Source organism: Mesorhizobium sp. WSM4815 (assembly GCF_055811575.1).
The window spans coordinates 108,938-127,342 of the sequence record NZ_JBVVQS010000090.1 but is presented as its reverse complement, the minus strand read 5'-3'; the positions used below and the strand labels follow the sequence as shown (position 1 = coordinate 127,342).

The following is an 18,405-nucleotide window of genomic DNA, read 5'->3' as shown; positions in this document are numbered from 1 at the left end:
GCTGCCGTGCTTGTTGCCGGCGCGGCCGGCTTATCCGCACAGAAAGGCTTCGCCCAAATGAATATCGCGCAAAATTCCGTTACCCCAGCTTCGGCAAGCCACCCCTATGTCGGGATGTGGGTCACGGCGGATGGCCATATCCGCCACAACTTGCTTCCAAATGGTCGCTATGACGAAGCGCGCGGGAACCGTGACAGCGCATACCAGGGGCGCTATGAGATCCGGGGAAATCACATCGACTACTGGGACGACACCGGCTTTACCGCTGACGGAACGTTCATCGACGGCGTGCTGCACCACGCCGGCATGATCTTGTATCGGGCGAAGTAGATGACATCAGTCGAATCTCGATGACGACATCAGTCGCATCCCGATAAAAAGGTTTCGCATGGCGCCGCTGCACCATATGCATTTGGTACGCAGCCAAAAACAGGGGCTCACCTTGCCGACCGAACCACGTTCTCCACGGCTTGCAGTGCTGATCGACGCGGACAATACCTCGGCCAAGATTGCCGACGGCTTGTTCGAGGAAATCGCGAAGATCGGCGAGGCAAGCGTCCGTCGCATCTACGGCGATTTCTCCAGCACCCGCTCAAAGGCATGGGCCGACGTGCTGTCGAAGCATGCGATCATCCCGCAGCAGCAATTCGCCTACACCACCGGCAAGAACGCATCCGACATCACGCTCGTCATCGACGCCATGGACCTTCTCCACAGCGGGCGGTTCGAAGGCTTCTGCCTGGTGTCGTCCGACAGCGATTTCACCCGCCTAGCCGCTCGCATCAGGGAGCACGGGATCGACGTTTATGGGTTTGGCGAGCAGAAGACGCCGGAGAGTTTCCGGCAGGCTTGCCGCCGCTTCGTATACACCGAGAACCTGCTGCCGACTGCGCCAGCCAACGCGAACGATGCGGCGCCAACGAAGTCCTTGCAGCCGCCCAGCGCCGCGACGCCGATCATCACCAGGGTCATTTCACAGATGGGAACCGAGGACGGCTGGGTGCCGCTCGGCATTGTCGGCAATCAGCTCGCCAATCTGGCATCCGACTTCGATCCCAGGACCTTCGGCTTTCGCAAGCTGAGCGATCTCGTGCGCAAGACCAATGCCTTTGAGATCGATCATCCCGAGGGTGGAGCGATGCGCATAAGGGTCAAGCCAGCTGCGAAAGGCAGAGAGAAATCGAAGTCGGCAGCATCGCGCTGAGCCCTGCAAAAAGCTAGCTGTCCCAGTCCGATTGGTGTCCGATTGGCCTCTGGTCGGACCACAATTTCGCTGGCGAAAACCACCATTCGGCGTATTATTCTCGTGGCAGAGAGTTCATGGCGGAGGAGGCCAATGGACATCGTTTCGAGAGCGCCTGTCGTTGACTTGCCGGCCCATGAACTCGTTTCATCTGCCCTTTCAAAATTCCGCGCCGGCGACACCATATCGACCAGAGCCGCAATAGATACCATCCGCCGGGCAGGCCCGGCTTGTACGGACAGCGACGACCAACTGGTCGAGCTTATCGTCATGACCGCAATTGGTAGGACCATGGGGATCGTGTTCGACCATCGGTGCCGCTGATGCACATTGCCCGGCCCGCAATTGGCTTGCGCACTGTCTAAAATGAGACTGGCGACATAAGCCACTCCGTAACCATGAATTGTGATCGGGATGGATCGCGCCATTCGCTGTCGGAACGAATAACTCCGCTGCGCCGTTGCTGTCCTTGGAGTCGAGGAGTGGCGGCAATGCGTGATGAACAATTCGACGTTCCGGTGACGATCGAGAGCGAACGCACCGGACGCCGGCTTTCTGTGACGAGGACGGTCCAGGCGGCCTCGCTTCTGGTCGACAAATGGCCAAACGAAAAGCGCGGGCCGAAATATCGCGCGGCCTTGAAAGCCATGATGGATGCGATGGAGCAGCGGCGGGCGGTTGGGACTGCGCGGCGGGCATTCACGGCGGCAGCCAAGGAAGCCCATGTGTTTGTGCGCGAAGGGCGGCGTTAAAGCGCGTCCCGTCGCATTGCTGTCGCTATGCATGTCGTTGTCCCAAAACCGCTGCGCACTTTTGGGCGACATGCATTGCTCCTGTTTATGCATGTCGTTGTCCCAAAACCGCTGCGCACTTTTGGGCGACATGCATTAAGGAACCTCACGAAATCTCCGCCGTTATGCTCCAGGTCCAAGCGAGGAGAGAACTGCCATGCCCGACGACAAGACCAAGACCGACAACCGCGATCGCTCACAAGTAGCCGGCGACGAAGACTATGAGGTGAGGCATCTCGCCGAGGAAGCCGGCATCACTCCCGACCAGGCTCGCACGCTGATCAAGCGCCACGGCACCGACCGCAAGGTGCTGAACGAAATCGCCAAGAGCATAAAGGCATTGTGATGGCTGACAAACGGACCGCAATGGCCGATCGGAAGAAACGCGAACCGGACGACAAGGAGGCCCTGCGCCTGGCCGAGACCACCGACGTTTCGCCCAACCAGGCGAAGGATCTGATGCGCAAGCACGGCAAGGACAGCGCCAAGGTCGAGAAGGAAGCCAAGAACTTCAAGGCCGAAGGCTGAGCAGCCGATTTGGCGGAGCGCGTCCGCCCTCGACTTTCCCGCATCAGCTTCGCACGCGCCAGCCATTCGCACGCCGGACGACAGCCGCATTCCGTTCTTCGATGAACTGGGCGGGAAGCGGGCGTATGCGGCGAAATCGTTGATTTTCAGTGGCTCCGCGCCGGTGCACGACTTGTCTTCGAGCGCCGCGCAGAGAACCGCGACGGCAAATCCTTTATAGGATTCCTATTTCTTTCCTCTTCGCCACGTCTCGAACCTTTATGGGGTTTGGATCCATATTCCGTCGGGAAGGACACATCTCGGTCGCCATTATCATCGCGACAGAGTGTCTTCACATGACTTCAACGCTGCCCGGCTGCAGGCAGGCCAGCGCAAAAACGAAAATAAGGAACAGCTCCGATGGACATCATCGTTCTCGGGATAGGGTTTTTGTTTTTCGCCCTGTTCTTCGCCTTCGTCAAAGCCTGCGACAGTCTTTAGGCGGAAGGACCACAACATGCTTGTCGACTATATCCTCGGTGGCGCTGTGACCCTGTTCCTTCTCGTCTACCTGACATACGCCCTCATTCGCCCAGAACGTTTCTAACGGCAACTGGCGCAGGCACGGAAGGCTATTTCAATGACTTTCAACGGATGGATGCAGATCCTCGTCTATTGCGGGATCGTCGTTTTGCTGGTGAAGCCGCTCGGCGGCTACATGTATCGCGTTTTCAGCGGCGACCGCACATTCCTCTCGCCGATTTTGGGTCCTGTCGAGCGCAGCCTTTATCGCATCTCGGGGACCAGCGAGCGTGAGGAGCAGCACTGGACCACCTACGCGGCGGCCTTGCTGTTCTTCAACCTCGCCGGCTTCGTGGTGCTCTACGCCCTGCAACGGCTGCAAGGCAGCCTGCCTTACAATCCGGCCGGCATGAGCGGCGTCGAACCCGGGCTCGCCTTCAACACCGCCGCCAGCTTCATGACCAACACCAACTGGCAGAACTACGGCGGTGAAAGCACGATGTCCTATCTCGTGCAGATGGCCGGCCTTACCGTGCAGAACTTCCTGTCCGCAGCGACCGGCATCGCCATCGCAATCGCGCTGATCCGCGGCTTCACCAAGGCCTCCGGCAAATCGATCGGCAATTTCTGGGTCGATATGACCCGGTGCACCCTTTACCTGCTGTTGCCGCTCTGCATGGTGCTGACGCTGGTCTATGTCTATCTCGGCATACCGCAGACGCTCAGCGCTTATCTCGACGCCACAACCCTGGAGGGCGCGCGGCAGACGATCGCGGTCGGGCCGGTTGCCTCGCAGATCGCCATCAAGATGCTCGGCACCAATGGTGGCGGCTTCTTCAACGCCAATGCCGCGCATCCCTTCGAAAACCCCGACGCGATCTCGAATCTGATCCAGATGGTTTCGATCTTCGCCATCGGTGCGGCGCTGACCAACGTCTTCGGCCGCATGAACGGCGACCAGCGCCAGGGTTGGGCGATCTTGACTGCAATGGGCTTCCTGTTCATCGCCGGCGTTGCCGTCTGCTACTGGGCGGAAGCATCAGGCAATCCGCTGGTGCATGCGCTGGGCATCGACGGCGGCAACATGGAAGGCAAGGAAACGCGCTTCGGCATCGCTTTGTCGGCGCTGTTTGCGGTGATCACCACCGCCGCGTCCTGCGGCGCCGTCAACGCCATGCATGACAGCTTCACAGCGCTTGGCGGCATGATCCCGATCATCAACATGCAGCTCGGCGAGGTCATTGTCGGCGGTGTCGGCGCCGGTCTCTACGGCATCCTGATGTACATCGTGATCGCCGTCTTCGTCGCCGGACTGATGGTCGGACGCACGCCCGAATATCTCGGCAAGAAGATCGAGGCCAAGGAGGTCAAGATGGCGATGCTCGCCATTCTCTGCCTGCCGCTGGCGATGCTGATCTTCACCGCCATCGCGGTGGTGCTGCCGACCAGCGTCGCTTCGATGGCCAATGCCGGCCCGCACGGCTTCTCCGAAGTTCTCTATGCCTACACCTCGGCTGCCGCCAACAACGGCTCGGCCTTTGGCGGCCTGACCGGCAACACGCCCTGGTACAACGTCACGCTTGCCATCGGCATGCTGATGGGCCGCTTCCTGGTCATCATCCCGGCTCTGGCGATCGCCGGCTCGCTGGTCGCCAAGAAGACGGTGCCCGCCTCCGCCGGCACCTTTCCGACCGACGGGCCGCTGTTCGTCGGGCTGCTGGTCGGCGTCATTCTGATCGTCGGCGGCCTCACCTTCTTCCCGGCGCTGGCAGTCGGACCGATCGTGGAGCACCTGGCCGGCATCCACGGGCAGACTTTCTGAACCGTCCCACCTTGGATCAATGTCATGTCCTGGCTCGAAACCATACGTCGCAAGATTCGGCATCGAGACGATCGGAAAGGGGCAACCCCGCCTCCTTTCCCGACCCCGCCGCCTTTTCCGACCTTGTCCACGTTCTTCGGCATTGCGGCAGTCATGATCGTGGTCTGGCTGCTGGCCTCCGGGCTGCCGCATCTGCTTTCGGCAGATGATCGACCGGTCAACAACATCGATACTGGAGCCACCAAATGAGCCAGTCCAAATCCGCTGTCATCATGGATGCCCGTATCCTGCTGCCCGCCGTCGACGGCGCCTTCAGGAAACTCAACCCGCGCACCCTGATGCGCAATCCGGTGATGTTCGTCGTCGCTGTCGTCTCGGCGCTCACCTCAGTCCTGTTCGTCAAGGATCTTGTCACCGGCGGCGGCGATCTCGGCTTCTCGCTGCAGATCATCATCTGGCTGTGGTTCACCGTGCTTTTCGCCAACTTCGCCGAAGCTGTCGCCGAAGGCCGAGGCAAGGCCCAAGCCGATTCGCTGCGAAAGGCTCGCACCGAGACCCAGGCCAAGCTGTTGAGCGGCGACGACCGCACCAGGTTCAAGCTGGTGCCAGGCACCAGCCTGAAGGTCGGCGACGTGGTGCTCGTCGAGGCCGGCGACATCATTCCGTCGGACGGCGAGGTGATCGAAGGCGTCGCTTCGGTCAACGAGGCGGCGATCACCGGCGAATCGGCTCCGGTGATCCGAGAATCCGGCGGCGACCGTTCGGCGGTGACCGGCGGCACGCAGGTTCTGTCCGACTGGATCCGCGTGCGCATCACCGCGGCCTCCGGCCACACCTTCCTCGACCGCATGATCTCGCTGGTCGAAGGCGCTGCGCGCCAGAAGACGCCCAACGAGATCGCGCTCAACATCCTGCTCGTCGGCATGACGCTGATCTTCGTGCTGGCGACGGCAACGATCCCGAGTTTCGCCGCCTATTCGGGCGGCACCATTTCGGTGACCGTCCTCGTCGCCCTGTTCGTCACCTTGATCCCGACGACGATCGGCGCGCTGCTTTCGGCCATCGGCATCGCCGGCATGGATCGCCTGGTGCGGTTCAACGTGCTGGCGATGTCGGGCCGCGCGGTCGAGGCGGCGGGTGACGTCGACACGCTGCTGCTCGACAAGACCGGCACGATCACGCTCGGCAATCGCCAGGCGACGGCATTCCGCCCGGTCAAGGGCGTCACCGAGCAGGAGTTGGCCGACGCGGCGCAGTTGGCCTCGCTTGCCGACGAAACGCCGGAAGGCCGCTCGATCGTCGTGCTGGCGAAGGAGAAATACGCCATCCGTGCCCGCGACATGGCAGCACTGCATGCCGCTTTCGTGCCCTTCACCGCGCAAACCCGCATGAGCGGCGTCGACATCGATGGCTCTTCGGTTCGCAAGGGCGCGGTCGATTCGGTGCTCGCGTTCGTCAATCAGTCGACGGTCGCTACGCATGGCACGCGCCCCGGCAGCGACACCGTCCGCGATCTCCAGGCGATCGCCGACGACGTCGCCAAATCCGGCGGCACGCCGCTTGCGGTCGAGCGCGACGGACGCCTGCTCGGCGTCGTCCATCTCAAGGACATCGTCAAGGGCGGCATCAGGGAGCGCTTCGCCGAACTGCGCAAGATGGGGATCCGCACGGTGATGATCACCGGCGACAACCCGATGACGGCGGCGGCGATCGCGGCGGAGGCCGGTGTCGACGATTTCCTTGCCCAGGCGACGCCCGAGGACAAGCTGAAGCTCATCCGCGACGAACAGGCCAAGGGCAAGCTCGTCGCCATGTGCGGGGACGGCACCAATGATGCGCCTGCCCTTGCGCAGGCCGATGTCGGCGTCGCCATGAACACCGGCACCGTCGCCGCACGCGAAGCCGGCAATATGGTCGATCTCGACAGCGATCCGACCAAGCTGATCGAGATCGTGGAAATCGGCAAGGCGCTGCTGATGACGCGCGGCTCGCTGACGACCTTCTCGATCGCCAACGACGTGGCCAAGTATTTTGCCATCATCCCGGCCATATTCGCCGTCTTCTACATCGCGCCGGGGCAGACGTCAGGTCCGCTGCAGGCGCTCAACATCATGCATCTGGCAACGCCGCAGAGCGCCATTCTCTCGGCTATCATCTTCAACGCACTGATCATCGTCGCGCTGATCCCGCTGTCGCTAAGAGGCGTCAGATATCGCGCCGTCGGCGCCGGCGCGCTGCTCGGCCGCAACCTTCTTGTCTACGGCCTCGGCGGCCTCGTCGCCCCCTTCGTCGGCATCAAGGCGATCGACATGGCCATCACCGCGCTAGGCCTCGCATAGGGAATCAAGTCCATGCTCAAGCAAATCAGACCCGCGATCACCATGATCGTTTTCTTCACCATCCTGACCGGCCTGATCTATCCGATCGGCATGACCGGCATCGCCCGGGCCTTGTTCCCGCGCCAGGCCAATGGCAGCCTGATCGAGAGGGACGGCAAGCTCGTCGGCTCCGAGCTGATCGGCCAGGCTTTTGCCAGCGAGCGCTATTTTCATGGCCGGCCGTCGGCTGCCGGCGACGGCTACGACGCCGCCGCTTCGAGCGGCTCGAATCTCGGGCCGACCAACGCCAAGCTGATCGACCGCGTCAAGAGCGATGCCGACAGGCTGAAAGTGGAAAATCCGAACCAGCCGGTGCCGATCGATCTGGTCACGACTTCAGGCAGCGGCCTCGATCCGCATATCAGCCCCGAGGCCGCCTATTTCCAGGTCGCCAGGGTGGCCAGGGCCAGGGGCGTCGATGAAGCCAGGGTCAAATCCCTTGTCGACAGCCACGTCGAGGACCGCGAACTCGGTTTGATGGGAGAGCCTGTGGTCAATGTGCTGGCGCTCAACCTGGCGCTGGACGAGGCCACCAGGCAATGAATGGTGGGAAGCAATGAGTGGTGGGCTGGGGATCGACACCATCCCCGGCGCCATTCATGATCGATTGTGATGCCGGACGACAGAAGCAACGAAACCAGACCCTCACCCGACGCCCTGCTTGACCGTGCGGAGCGGGAGGGGCGCGGTCGTCTGCGGATTTTTCTGGGTGCAGCACCCGGTGTCGGCAAGACCTATGAAATGCTGATGTCGGGCCGTGCAAGATTGGCCGACGGAGTGGACGTGGTGATCGGCGTCGTCGAGACGCACGGCCGCAAGGAAACCCAGGTGCTGGTCGACGGCTATGAGGTGATTCCGCGTCGTCGGGTCGACTACAAGGGGCGCGCCCTCGAGGAAATGGACCTCGATGCCATCCTTGCCCGGCGGCCGGCGCTGGTCCTCGTCGACGAGCTTGCCCATACCAACGCGCCGGGCAGCCGCCATCCCAAGCGCTATCTCGACGTTCAGGAAATCCTGACGCACGGCATCGACGTCTACACCACGCTCAACATCCAGCATGTCGAAAGCCTGAACGATGTCGTGGCGCAGATCACGCGCGTCAGGGTGCGCGAGACGGTTCCAGACTCCATCATCGATCAGGCCGACGACATCGAGATCATCGATCTCACGCCCGACGACCTGATCAAGCGACTCGAGGAAGGCAAGGTCTACATCCCCAGCACCGCCCGGCGCGCGATCGAGAATTATTTCTCGCCGGGCAATCTGACGGCGCTCAGGGAACTTGCGCTGCGCCGCACCGCCCAGCGCGTCGACGAGCAGTTGCTGACCCACATGCAGGCCCACGCCATACCCGGACCCTGGGCGGCGGGGGAAAGGGTTCTCGTCTGCGTCGACGCGCGTCCGGGCGGGGCGGCCCGCGTCCGCTATGCGCGGAGATTGGCCGACCGGCTCCGCGCCCCCTGGACGGCGCTTCACGTCGATACCCCTCGTTCAGCCGCCACGTCCGAGGAGGCCAAGGATCGGCTGGCGACGCTGCTGCGCCTTGCCGAGCAACTCGGCGCCGAGGTGACGACCATTCCAGGCCAGAACGTCGCGCAGGACATCGTTCGCCATGCGACCGCCAACAACTTCACCCATATCGTGATCGGCAGGCCGACCCGATCGCGCTGGCGGGAATTGATCGAAGGCTCGCTCACTTATGATCTCATCCGCCATGCCGGCGACATCAGCGTCCATGTCATTTCGGGAAACGAACGCAACGCCGAGGCGACGTCGAGGGCCGTCAAGACGGCGGACGAGCAATGGCAATTCGAGATCTGGCCCTATCTCAAGGCCACGGCCTACGTTGTAGGCTCGCTCGCCTTCGCCGTCCTTCTCCACCAGTTTCTCGACGTCCGCAATCTGGCGATCATCTTTCTCATCGGGGTTCTGACATCGGCGGTGACCGGGGGTCTCTGGCCGGCTTTGTATGCCTGCGTCGTCAGCGCCATTGCCTTCAACTATTTCTTCCTGGAACCACGTTACACGCTGACGATCCAGGATCCGGAGAGCATCGTGGCGCTGGCTGCCTTCGTGGTTGTTGCGGTCATTGCCAGCAATCTGACAGTGCGCGTGCAGCGACAGGCGGTCGCTGCCCGCTCGCGGGCACGCGCCACGGAAGGTATCTATCTCTTCTCGAAGAAGCTCGCCGGCGCCGGCACGCTTGACGACGTGCTCTGGGCGACTGCCTTCCAGATAGCTTCGATGCTGAAGTTGCGCGTGGTGCTGCTGCTGCCGGAAAACGGCACGATCACCGTCAAGGCCGGTTACCCACCCGACGACACGCTGGCCGAGGCCGACATCGCGGCCGCCCGTTGGGCCTGGGAGCACGATCGTCCCGCGGGCCGCGGCGCTGACACGCTTCCCGGAGCAAGACGCCTGTATCTGCCGTTGCGGACCGGGCGCACCGCTGTCGGCGTGGTCGGCCTCGACAACGACAAGCAAGGTCCGCTGTTGACGCCCGAGCAGCAGCGCCTGCTGGACGCGCTCGCCGACCAGGCGGCAGTCGCCATCGAACGCATCCAGCTTGTTGCCGACGTCGACCGGGCCAAGCTCGAGGCCGAGGCGGACCGCCTGCGGTCGGCGCTGCTGACCTCGATTTCCCACGACCTGAAGACGCCGCTTGCCGCCATCATGGGCGCCGCCGGCACATTGCGGGAATTTGCACCGGCGCTTCCCGAAACGGACCGGGCGGACCTGCTGTCGACCGTGCTCGACGAATCGGAACGGCTGAACCGCTTCATCGCCAATCTGCTTGACATGACCAAGATCGAATCCGGTGCGATGGAGCCGAACTACGCGTTCCACTATGTCGGCGACATTGTTGGCACCGCCTTGCATCGAGCCAGAAAAATCATTGGCGAACACAAGACCGAAGTCGACATTCCCACGGATCTGCCGATGCTGAGGGTCGACCCTGTCCTGTTCGAGCAAGCGCTGTTCAATCTCCTCGACAATGCCGCTAAATTTGCGCCGCCTGGTTCGACGATCCGCCTGCAGGGCTGGGCCGACAATGGTTCCGTCATCCTGCAGATCATGGACGAGGGGCCAGGCATTCCGCCGGCGGATCTGGAGCGCATTTTCGACACGTTCCACCGGGTGCGCAAGGGCGATCAGGTCCGTGCCGGCACCGGGCTTGGGCTCTCGATCTGCCGTGGCTTCATCGAGGCGATGGGCGGGACGATTTCGGCGGCCAACAGAACCGACCGCTCGGGTTCGGTTTTTACCATCAGAATGCCGGTACCGGCAGACCAACATGTAGACCCCGACATGGATGAGCAGCCATGACGAATCTGGACGTCAGGATATTGGTCGTCGATGACGAACCGCCGATCCGCAAGCTGCTCCGCGTCGGCCTTGGCAGCCAGGGCTATGCGATCAGCGAGGCGCCGAACGCCAGGACGGCGATCGAACTCGTGGAGACGGAAAAGCCCGACCTGATCCTGCTCGATCTCGGTCTGCCCGGCATAGGCGGTCACGAATTGCTGCGCAAATGGCGGGACGACGGCCTGGATGTCCCCGTCGTCATCCTTTCCAGCCGCACCGACGAGGCCGGCATCGTCTCGGCACTTGATCTCGGCGCCGACGACTATATCACCAAGCCGTTCGGCATGAACGAGCTTGTCGCGCGCATCCGCGTGGCGCTCCGCCACAAGTTCCAGCAGCAAGGCGAGAAGCCGGTCTTTAACACCGGCGATCTCACGGTCGATCTGGTGAAGCGCATCGTCATGATCGAGGACAGGGAGATAAAGCTCTCGCCGAAGGAGTACGACATCCTGCGCATCCTCGTGCAGCACGCCGGCAAGGTTCTCACCCACCAGTTTCTTTTGAGGCAGGTCTGGGGCGATTCGACCGACGTGCAGTATCTCAGGGTCTATGTGCGGCAGCTCAGGCAAAAGATCGAGAAAACGCCCGACCAGCCGCGCTACATCACCACCGAAACCGGCGTCGGATACCGCCTGCGCGAAGTCGACTGAAGCGAGGGCCGCGGGCGGGCCCGTCTAACCCCACTGCGGGGCGCGCGTCTACCATCAGCCGCCTGTTGCAGCTGATCCAGCGCTCCACAACCAAGCGTCCCGGTTGCACGGCGAAGCCGACGCGAGGCGTTCAGGACAGGACCGGGCGCCGTCCCGATCTGGATGCCGGCGGCATGCGCATAAAGGACGAGAACCCGAACTCTTGCCGGCGGCATAGCCGCGGCCGCCACTCTCGCAACTCGTCACGGCCTGGCGCGCACGTCGCGCATCGCGAGAACGCGCATAATTGAATGTCACACTTGCTGGTTGCATTACAATATGAAATTTTGTGTTATCGCATCCCCACAAATTCTCTTTAATAAAATCATGGTTAACAGCTGCTTGCCGCAGGTTAGCCACAGTCGGCTTTTACCAAGCGTGATTGGGGAAATTCTACAACTTGGCGGGACCGTCCAAAAACGAAACAGTGGAGCGACGACCTAATGCCGCAACATAGCGCACAAGAACAATATCTACTTGAACTTATCAACGCGGAAAGGGCTAAGGCCGGCGTGCAGCCGCTGGCCTTTGACAATGATCTCAGCGAGTCGGCTGAGGGGCACAGCAGATGGATGCTTGCAACCGACACCTTTTCTCACACGGGGTCGGGAGGCTCCTCGCCCACCCAGCGCATGAAGGCGGCTGGCTACACCCTCGCCGGCTCCTGGGCGACAGGGGAGAACATCGCGTGGGCTACGACCAGGTCACCGACAGGCTATAATGACGAGATTCTGCTCCTGCACAACAACCTGATGAACTCCCCGGGTCATCGTGCCAACATCCTCAACGGCAACTTCCGCGAGGTAGGGCTTGGATTCGAGGTTGGCGATTACCGGGGGCGCTCCAGCGGTTTCGTGACGGAGAATTTCGGCAAGACCGGATCAGACCTGTTCCTGACCGGTGTGGCGATCGACGATAAGGACGGGGACAGGTTCTACGATCCCGGTGAAGGTCTATCCGGTCTCACCATCACGGCAAAGAGTTCGACGGGCACGACGTTTACGGCGAAGACCACGGCCGCTGGCGGCTATGACCTCGCGCTCAAGCCGGGCTCCTACACAGTAACCTTCTCGGGGGCGGGCATCGAAGCTTCGGCGCGCACCGTCTCTGTCGGGAGCAAGAACGTCAAACTCGATCTCGTCGATCCGAAGCAGGGATCCGTCGCCGCCGTTCAGGATGAACCTGCGGCTTCCGATCCGGCGCCGCAGCAGGCCCCGACGCCAACCGCGCCAGCTGAACCGGCCCCGACAACGCCGCCGGCTTCTGGGCAGCCGGTTTCTGGCCAGCCGGACTCTGGCCAGCCGGTTTCTGGCTCCCAGTGGCTTGCAAACTTCTTCGGCAAACAGGGCGCAAACTTCCGGTCTGACCAGACCCTAGCCGAACATGAGGAGGCTGAAGGAACGCCTGGCACGGCTAAGGAGAGTGGTGCACAGGTGGCGCTTGACGGCGATAACATCGTGTTTCCACAACTCGGGAACGCTCGGGGCCAACTCGACGACGCTATCGAGCAGGTCCGGGACAATGCGTCGACCGCGCTAGCAAATGCGGGCGATCCGAGACCGGCTTTTGATTGGGCAGAGTATGCACATACGCAAGCGGGCGATGCCGACGCGCTGGCTGCGAAACTCATCGAGCAACTGTCTGCGCATAACAACAGCGTGATCGCCGATCAGGCCGCGTAGCCAATGCCGGACGATGCGGGCCTGCAGTTATGGGCCCCCATCGCCTGCTGACGCATGCGGTTGATCGAGGGGACATCAATGTCACAATCTGGTTCAGAGAAGCTCCGCCCGCCGAGGGCGAAGTCCGAATTGGCTGCCTGCCTGGCGCATTTCCGGCGCGCCTTTTTGGCGGTGGCGGGTTTCAGCGGCCTTATCAACGTGCTGATGTTGTCCGGCTCGGTGTTCATGCTGCAGGTCTACGACAGGGTCCTGCCCAGCCGTAGCGTGCCGACGCTGGTGGCTCTGGTCCTGCTGATTTCGATTCTATATGTTTTTCAAAGTGCACTCGACGCGATCCGCGGCCGGGTGCTGGCGCGTATCGGCAGCGGACTCGACGAGCGCCTGAGTGAGCGGACCTACCGCGTGATGTCGCAATTGCCCTTGGCCAGAGGCCGTTCGGGCGAGGGCATGCAGCCGGTGCGCGATCTCGATCAAATCGGCGGTTTCCTGGCCAGCGGTGGTCCCGCCACTCTTTTCGACCTGCCGTGGATGCCGCTTTATCTCGCGCTCTGTTTTGCCTTCCATCCTTGGCTCGGCCTGGCTGCGCTGATTGGGGCGATCCTGCTTTTGGCATTGACCGTGCTCACGGAGAAAACGGTCCGCCGTCCAGCAACTGAAATGTCTGGATATGCCGGAGCGCGCAGCAATATCGCACTGGCAAGCATCCGCAATGCCGAGGTGCTCGAAGCGATGGGCATGAGATCCACTATGGCCTCGCGCTGGGCGGAAGCAAACGGTAAATACAGGCAGGCGCAGATGCGCGCCAGCGATGTCACGGGTTCATTCGGCGCGCTCTCCCGCGGCTTTAGGATGCTGCTGCAATCAGTCGTTCTCGCGATCGGAGCGTATTTGGTGATCGGCCAGGAAGCCACGCCTGGCATCATCATCGCAAGTTCTATTCTCACCGCGCGAGCGCTGGCGCCAGTCGAACTCGCAATTGCGCACTGGAAGAACTTTCTTGCCGCTAGGCAAGGCTGGCATCGGCTGAGCGAACTTTTCAGGGAGTTCCCTGCCACAGAGGATCGCTTGCAGCTGCCGCCGCCGCGGACCGAACTCTCGGTTGAAGGGATCGGCGTCGTTCCGCCAGGCGAGCGCCGTTTTGTTGTACAGGACATTACGTTTTCGCTGAGCGCCGGCTCCGCGCTCGGTGTCATCGGTCCGAGTGCATCGGGCAAATCGTCACTGGCGCGGGCGCTCGTCGGCGTCTGGCCGGCAGCGCGCGGCAAAATCCGCCTGGACGGCGCCGCCATCGAACAGTGGCCGGCTGAGGCACTGGGGCGGCACATCGGGTATCTGCCGCAAGATGTCGAACTTTTCGCAGGCACCATTGCTCAAAACATTGCCCGCTTTGATCCTTCTCCGGATCCGGCAACCATTATCGCGGCGGCCAAGACCGCGGGCATGCACGAAATGATCCTGCGCTTGCCTCGCGGATATCAGACCGAGATCGGCGAGGGCGGCGCATCGCTTTCAGCAGGACAGCGGCAGCGCATTGGACTGGCCCGCGCGCTTTATGGTGATCCTTTCCTCGTTGTTTTGGATGAACCGAACTCGAATCTGGACGCTGGAGGCGAGCAGGCTTTGACCCAGGCGATCCTTGCAGTCAAACAGCGGCACGGCGTGGTTGTCGTAATCGCCCATCGTCCAAGCGCCCTGGCGGCAGTGGACCTTTTACTTGTTCTCGACTCCGGCCGTCAGCACGCATTTGGGGCGAGGGATCTGGTCATCCGGGGCACGACGCGGAGTGCCTCCGTGGGAACGCTTCAAGCAGTTGCCCCGGAGGAAAAGGCATCAGGATGACGTTATTTCATGATCGATCGTTCTTTGGCGCGCGTAACGGCGTGAGGGGGATGATTCCGCATATTCGTGCCGGAGCGAGCCATCTGGCCGGCGTCAAGGGCAAAATCGGCGGGCTGCCGTTCGTTCGGGCTAACCTCCCTACCGATGTGCGATCGCAGCCGACGCAGAACGACTTATCCCTTCGCCGGTATATGCTTCTTGGCGCCGCAACCGTGGCGCTGCTTGTCGGCGGCCTTGGTGCATGGGCCGCAACGACGGAATTGTCAGGCGCCGTCATCGCTACCGGCCATATCGCAGTGGAATCCAACGTCAAGGCGGTTCAGCATCCAAGCGGCGGCGTTGTGGGTGAGATCAACGTGCGCAACGGCGATGAAGTCAGAGCAGGCGATATTTTGCTCCGTCTCGACGACACGCTTACACGCGCCAATCTCGCCGTCATAACCAATAACCTGGACGAACTCTCGGCGCGGGAGGCACGCCTCACAGCGGAGCGTGAGGGTGCCGAGGCGATAGCCTTTTCCGAGGATCTCACCAGCCGCTCCTCTGTTGGACATGTGGCGCGTGTGATCGGCGGGGAGCAGAAACTTTTCGCTTTGCGCCGGGGAGCTTACCGTGCCCAAATCGAGCAACGCAGGCAACGGGTGAGCCAGCTCAAGGAGGAGATAGCGGGCCTCGAGGCACAAAGGGCGGCCAAGGAGCACGAGATTGCGTTGGTCCGCGACGAGATCAAGGGCGTCAGGGGCCTTTGGGAAAAGAAACTCGTCCAGCGGTCGCGACTCCTGGACCTGGAGCGGGGCGAGGCTCAGATCGAGGGAGGGCGCGGCCAACTCGTCGCTGCGATAGCCGAAGCGAACGGCAGAATCAGCGAAACAGAAATGGCCATCATCCAGATCCAGCAGGATTGGCGCAGCGAGGTCGCGAAAGAATTACGCGAAACGGAGGCGCGAACCACAGAATTGGCAGAGCGAAAGATCGCCGCGGAGGAATTGCTTAGACAGACCGATATTCGTTCACCCCAGAACGGACGGGTGCATCAGCTTGCGATCCATACGGTCGGCGGCGTCGTCACGACCGGCGAGCCAATTATGATGATTGTCCCGACCGCTGACGAATTGACTGTGGACGCACGCATCGCGCCTCAAGACATCGATCAGGTCCAGCCCGGCCAGCTTGTCCATCTGCGGCTGTCGGCGTTCAGCCAGCAGGTCACGCCGGAAATCGAAGGACATGTAGCAACGGTTTCTCCCGACCTCGTCGAAGACGAGCGGAACGGACTATCCTACTACAGCGTGCGGATCAGGCTTGACGAAGGCAAGCTTGGCTCGTTGGATCCGGAAAGCCTCAAGCCAGGCATGCCGGTGGAGGCGTTCATGCGCACGACCGATCGCACCGTCATCTCGTTTCTGATGAAGCCATTGACCGACCAGATCAGCCGCGCATTCCGCGAATAGTCGCGCGGCTGGCCTATCGCCGTGCCGTGGCCAGGGCTCCGGGGAACGCAGCCCGGCCATGCCGAGTTTTTCAACTGTGTGATGTTGCGGTTCAAATTATCCAAGCCAGGCCTGAAAGGTATGGAACCGCAGGATGCTCTCCAGCTTCTTGTCGTCGGCCTCGTATTGGTGCCCTTCGCCAGCACACATCGGTCCACGGGCTTTGCGCCCTGACTGGCTAGTCAGCCACTTCCGCTCCGGCGTGGGGTTTTAATCCATGGCATCATCAGACAAACGCCCTATATAATCGCAAGGTTCTGTTTCGTGCGGGCCCACGGTTCTGTTTCGTAAGGGAATGGATGGATGTCGCCGCTTCGCCTTTCGACGATCTTGATGTCGGCAACCCTGGCAACAGCGATGCTGTCGGGCGCGGCTGTCTCCGCGCAGAACGTCGCTCCCGCCAATCGCAATACGGTGGTCCTGCAAGGCGAATTGCAGATGCTGGAAAACAGGCTGCGACGGCAGCAATTTCAGCAGCAGCAACAGCAGTTCCGTGCCCAGGATCGCGTGGTCGTGCCGCAACGGCCAGATGTCCCGCAGATGGCGCCTACTTGCCAGTTGCGGCGATCGGGCAGCCGCTTCATCAGCGTCTGCCGCTGATGGCCCGGCGTTTTCATTTATTTAGCTGATATGCTTGAACGCCGCTCTACTTAAAGTAGCATCAAAGGCAGTTTTGATTTTCGCAACGTGCCTTTGCGCTTGGGCACTGCCCTGATTGGATCGTCGGCAATGGCAGCCACCAAGAAGAAGGTCGTGCGCAAGGCGAGGAAGGGCGAGCGGATCCGTCAGGTCGCGGCGATTCCCTTTCGGCTGGGCAAGCATGGCGGCGTCGAGGTGATGCTGGTCACCTCGATATCGACAAGGCGCTTTATCGTGCCCAAGGGCTGGCCGATGAAGGGCAAGAGTGGGCCCAAGGCAGCCACCATCGAAGCGCGGGAGGAAGCCGGCGTCCGTGGCAAGACGCTGAAGCAGCCGGCCGGCACCTATTCCTACTGGAAGCGGCTGACGAACCGCTTCGTCCGCGTCGACGTCACCGTCTACCTGCTGGCGGTGACGGAGGAACTGGCCAACTGGCAGGAAGCCAAAAGGCGGCAGCGGGCATGGCTGGCGCCGGAAGACGCAGCCGTCCTTATCGACGAGCCCGATCTTTCAACGCTGCTGAAGAACCTGAAAATTCCCCAGCCAGCGCCCGCTGGCGTACTTGAACCAAGGTCTCATTTGGCGTCGTCTTCTCCCTGAGGAAACGGCCGCACCGGCGTGCCCGTATAGGCCCACAACCATTCGCGCGGCAGTGGTCCCTTGTTGCGGTCGCTCTGTTGCGACTGTTCCCACGCATGCGCCAAGATGCCGACCGAGCGCGACAGCACGAAAAGGCCACGTGTCAGCGGCGGCGGAAAGCCGAGCTCGCCATAGATGACGGCGGTGGCGCCGTCGATGTTGAGCGGGATCTTCTTGCCCTTGCGCCGCGCGACCTCGGCCTCGACAGTCTCGGCGATGTCGGCGAAACGTCCGCTGACGACGCCGCGCGCGGCAAAATCGCGGGTCAGCTCGATGAGACGCGGCGCCCGCGGATCGTGCGGGTGGAAGCGATGGCCGAGCCCCGGCACATAGGATTTTTCCTCGGCGAAGAAGCGATCGAGCCGCGACGCGACGGCATCGGCAAGCGTCACGCCTGCGTCCAGTGCCGCGGCGATGTCGCCGTAGAAGGCAAGCGCCTGCTCGCCGGCGCCGCCATGCACGTCGCCAAGCACATTGATGGCTGAAGCCATGGCGCTGTTGATGCCGACGCCGCAGGTGGCCGCCATGCGGGCAATGGCGATCGACGGCGCCTGCGGCCCGTGGTCGACGGCCGCCCCCAGCGCGATACCGAGCAGCGCCGCCTGCTCCTCGCCAGGCAGTTCGCCGCGCAGCATCAGCCAGATCATCGCCGGAAAGCTGACGCGGCCGATCAGGTCCTGGATCTCATAGCCACGCAGCCGGATCACGCCAGGGCGCATTTCGATGATATCGGTCTGCCACCATTCCTCACCGCGCTCGCGGCCGGTTTTTTTCTCAACGTTGCTCATGTTCTCGAGT

19 protein-coding genes are annotated in these 18,405 nt (G+C 62.1%); 18 read left to right on the top strand and 1 reads right to left on the bottom strand.

The annotated features are described in order from the left end of the window. Positions 1-57 precede the first annotated feature (57 nt). From AC0L2B_RS13095 to AC0L2B_RS13010, 18 genes are all read left to right on the top strand, one after another. Entirely contained in the window at positions 58-330 is a 273-nt protein-coding gene (locus AC0L2B_RS13095) for an Atu4866 domain-containing protein (RefSeq protein ID WP_128169940.1), read from the top strand. A 112-nt stretch (positions 331-442) separates the two neighbouring features. Further along, on the top strand, positions 443-1,204 hold the full coding sequence (locus AC0L2B_RS13090; RefSeq protein ID WP_287329956.1) for an NYN domain-containing protein: 762 nt from the start codon (positions 443-445) through the stop codon (positions 1,202-1,204). A gap of 132 nt (positions 1,205-1,336) precedes the next feature. Next, positions 1,337-1,567, top strand: a complete 231-nt coding sequence (locus tag AC0L2B_RS13085; protein WP_027153036.1) for a hypothetical protein — start codon at positions 1,337-1,339, stop codon at positions 1,565-1,567. Between the two features lie 167 nt (positions 1,568-1,734). After that, complete coding sequence (locus tag AC0L2B_RS13080; protein WP_023797483.1) at positions 1,735-1,995, top strand: DUF982 domain-containing protein; 261 nt, start codon at positions 1,735-1,737, stop codon at positions 1,993-1,995. A 196-nt stretch (positions 1,996-2,191) separates the two neighbouring features. Beyond that, positions 2,192-2,380, top strand: coding sequence for a DUF3606 domain-containing protein (locus tag AC0L2B_RS13075; RefSeq protein ID WP_023797481.1), 189 nt, complete (start codon positions 2,192-2,194; stop codon positions 2,378-2,380). Next, entirely contained in the window at positions 2,380-2,562 is a 183-nt protein-coding gene (locus tag AC0L2B_RS13070; RefSeq protein WP_036262205.1) for a hypothetical protein, read from the top strand. Before AC0L2B_RS13075 ends, AC0L2B_RS13070 begins: the two co-directional genes overlap by 1 nt. A gap of 496 nt (positions 2,563-3,058) precedes the next feature. Beyond that, positions 3,059-3,148, top strand: coding sequence for a K(+)-transporting ATPase subunit F (locus AC0L2B_RS13065; protein WP_023797479.1), 90 nt, complete (start codon positions 3,059-3,061; stop codon positions 3,146-3,148). A 33-nt stretch (positions 3,149-3,181) separates the two neighbouring features. Beyond that, positions 3,182-4,885, top strand: a complete 1,704-nt coding sequence (gene kdpA / locus AC0L2B_RS13060) for a potassium-transporting ATPase subunit KdpA (protein ID WP_473745612.1) — start codon at positions 3,182-3,184, stop codon at positions 4,883-4,885. Positions 4,886-4,909: 24 nt separating this feature from the next. Continuing rightward, positions 4,910-5,134: a hypothetical protein gene (locus AC0L2B_RS13055; protein WP_473494314.1), complete on the top strand. Its 225-nt coding sequence runs from the start codon at positions 4,910-4,912 to the stop codon at positions 5,132-5,134. Then, entirely contained in the window at positions 5,131-7,224 is a 2,094-nt protein-coding gene (gene kdpB / locus AC0L2B_RS13050) for a potassium-transporting ATPase subunit KdpB (protein ID WP_473745611.1), read from the top strand. Before AC0L2B_RS13055 ends, kdpB begins: the two co-directional genes overlap by 4 nt. A 12-nt stretch (positions 7,225-7,236) precedes the next feature. Then, complete coding sequence (gene kdpC, locus AC0L2B_RS13045) at positions 7,237-7,806, top strand: potassium-transporting ATPase subunit KdpC (RefSeq protein WP_473745610.1); 570 nt, start codon at positions 7,237-7,239, stop codon at positions 7,804-7,806. 69 nt (positions 7,807-7,875) lie between these two features. After that, a complete protein-coding gene (locus tag AC0L2B_RS13040; RefSeq protein ID WP_473745609.1) occupies positions 7,876-10,590 on the top strand; it encodes a DUF4118 domain-containing protein in 2,715 nt (904 codons plus the stop codon). Beyond that, entirely contained in the window at positions 10,587-11,279 is a 693-nt protein-coding gene (locus AC0L2B_RS13035) for a response regulator transcription factor (protein ID WP_473745608.1), read from the top strand. Before AC0L2B_RS13040 ends, AC0L2B_RS13035 begins: the two co-directional genes overlap by 4 nt. Before the next feature lie 482 nt (positions 11,280-11,761). Next, complete coding sequence (locus AC0L2B_RS13030) at positions 11,762-13,000, top strand: CAP domain-containing protein (protein ID WP_473745607.1); 1,239 nt, start codon at positions 11,762-11,764, stop codon at positions 12,998-13,000. A 78-nt stretch (positions 13,001-13,078) separates the two neighbouring features. Continuing rightward, entirely contained in the window at positions 13,079-14,839 is a 1,761-nt protein-coding gene (locus AC0L2B_RS13025) for a type I secretion system permease/ATPase (RefSeq protein ID WP_473745606.1), read from the top strand. Next, entirely contained in the window at positions 14,836-16,290 is a 1,455-nt protein-coding gene (locus AC0L2B_RS13020) for an HlyD family type I secretion periplasmic adaptor subunit (protein ID WP_473521128.1), read from the top strand. The genes AC0L2B_RS13025 and AC0L2B_RS13020 overlap by 4 nt, the downstream gene beginning before the upstream one ends. Before the next feature lie 372 nt (positions 16,291-16,662). After that, positions 16,663-16,929 carry a hypothetical protein gene (locus AC0L2B_RS13015; protein WP_084646721.1) on the top strand — a complete coding sequence of 89 codons (267 nt, stop codon included), beginning with the start codon at positions 16,663-16,665 and terminating at the stop codon, positions 16,927-16,929. A 129-nt stretch (positions 16,930-17,058) separates the two neighbouring features. Next, positions 17,059-17,568, top strand: coding sequence for an NUDIX hydrolase (locus AC0L2B_RS13010; RefSeq protein ID WP_128185848.1), 510 nt, complete (start codon positions 17,059-17,061; stop codon positions 17,566-17,568). Here AC0L2B_RS13010 and AC0L2B_RS13005 read toward each other — a convergent pair. Beyond that, a complete protein-coding gene (locus AC0L2B_RS13005) occupies positions 17,544-18,395 on the bottom strand; it encodes a citryl-CoA lyase (protein WP_473745604.1) in 852 nt (283 codons plus the stop codon). The two genes, AC0L2B_RS13010 and AC0L2B_RS13005, sit on opposite strands and share 25 nt — an antisense overlap. Positions 18,396-18,405 lie beyond the last annotated feature (10 nt).

Coding starts and splice junctions, on each gene's coding strand:
- AC0L2B_RS13095 (WP_128169940.1), top strand. CDS start 58: ATGAATATCGCGCAAAATTCCGTTACCCCAGCTTCGGCAAGCCACCCC.
- AC0L2B_RS13085 (WP_027153036.1), top strand. CDS start 1,337: ATGGACATCGTTTCGAGAGCGCCTGTCGTTGACTTGCCGGCCCATGAA.
- AC0L2B_RS13080 (WP_023797483.1), top strand. CDS start 1,735: ATGCGTGATGAACAATTCGACGTTCCGGTGACGATCGAGAGCGAACGC.
- AC0L2B_RS13075 (WP_023797481.1), top strand. CDS start 2,192: ATGCCCGACGACAAGACCAAGACCGACAACCGCGATCGCTCACAAGTA.
- AC0L2B_RS13070 (WP_036262205.1), top strand. CDS start 2,380: ATGGCTGACAAACGGACCGCAATGGCCGATCGGAAGAAACGCGAACCG.
- AC0L2B_RS13065 (WP_023797479.1), top strand. CDS start 3,059: ATGCTTGTCGACTATATCCTCGGTGGCGCTGTGACCCTGTTCCTTCTC.
- kdpA (WP_473745612.1), top strand. CDS start 3,182: ATGACTTTCAACGGATGGATGCAGATCCTCGTCTATTGCGGGATCGTC.
- AC0L2B_RS13055 (WP_473494314.1), top strand. CDS start 4,910: ATGTCCTGGCTCGAAACCATACGTCGCAAGATTCGGCATCGAGACGAT.
- kdpB (WP_473745611.1), top strand. CDS start 5,131: ATGAGCCAGTCCAAATCCGCTGTCATCATGGATGCCCGTATCCTGCTG.
- kdpC (WP_473745610.1), top strand. CDS start 7,237: ATGCTCAAGCAAATCAGACCCGCGATCACCATGATCGTTTTCTTCACC.
- AC0L2B_RS13040 (WP_473745609.1), top strand. CDS start 7,876: ATGCCGGACGACAGAAGCAACGAAACCAGACCCTCACCCGACGCCCTG.
- AC0L2B_RS13035 (WP_473745608.1), top strand. CDS start 10,587: ATGACGAATCTGGACGTCAGGATATTGGTCGTCGATGACGAACCGCCG.
- AC0L2B_RS13030 (WP_473745607.1), top strand. CDS start 11,762: ATGCCGCAACATAGCGCACAAGAACAATATCTACTTGAACTTATCAAC.
- AC0L2B_RS13025 (WP_473745606.1), top strand. CDS start 13,079: ATGTCACAATCTGGTTCAGAGAAGCTCCGCCCGCCGAGGGCGAAGTCC.
- AC0L2B_RS13020 (WP_473521128.1), top strand. CDS start 14,836: ATGACGTTATTTCATGATCGATCGTTCTTTGGCGCGCGTAACGGCGTG.
- AC0L2B_RS13015 (WP_084646721.1), top strand. CDS start 16,663: ATGTCGGCAACCCTGGCAACAGCGATGCTGTCGGGCGCGGCTGTCTCC.
- AC0L2B_RS13010 (WP_128185848.1), top strand. CDS start 17,059: ATGGCAGCCACCAAGAAGAAGGTCGTGCGCAAGGCGAGGAAGGGCGAG.
- AC0L2B_RS13005 (WP_473745604.1), bottom strand. CDS start 18,395: ATGAGCAACGTTGAGAAAAAAACCGGCCGCGAGCGCGGTGAGGAATGG.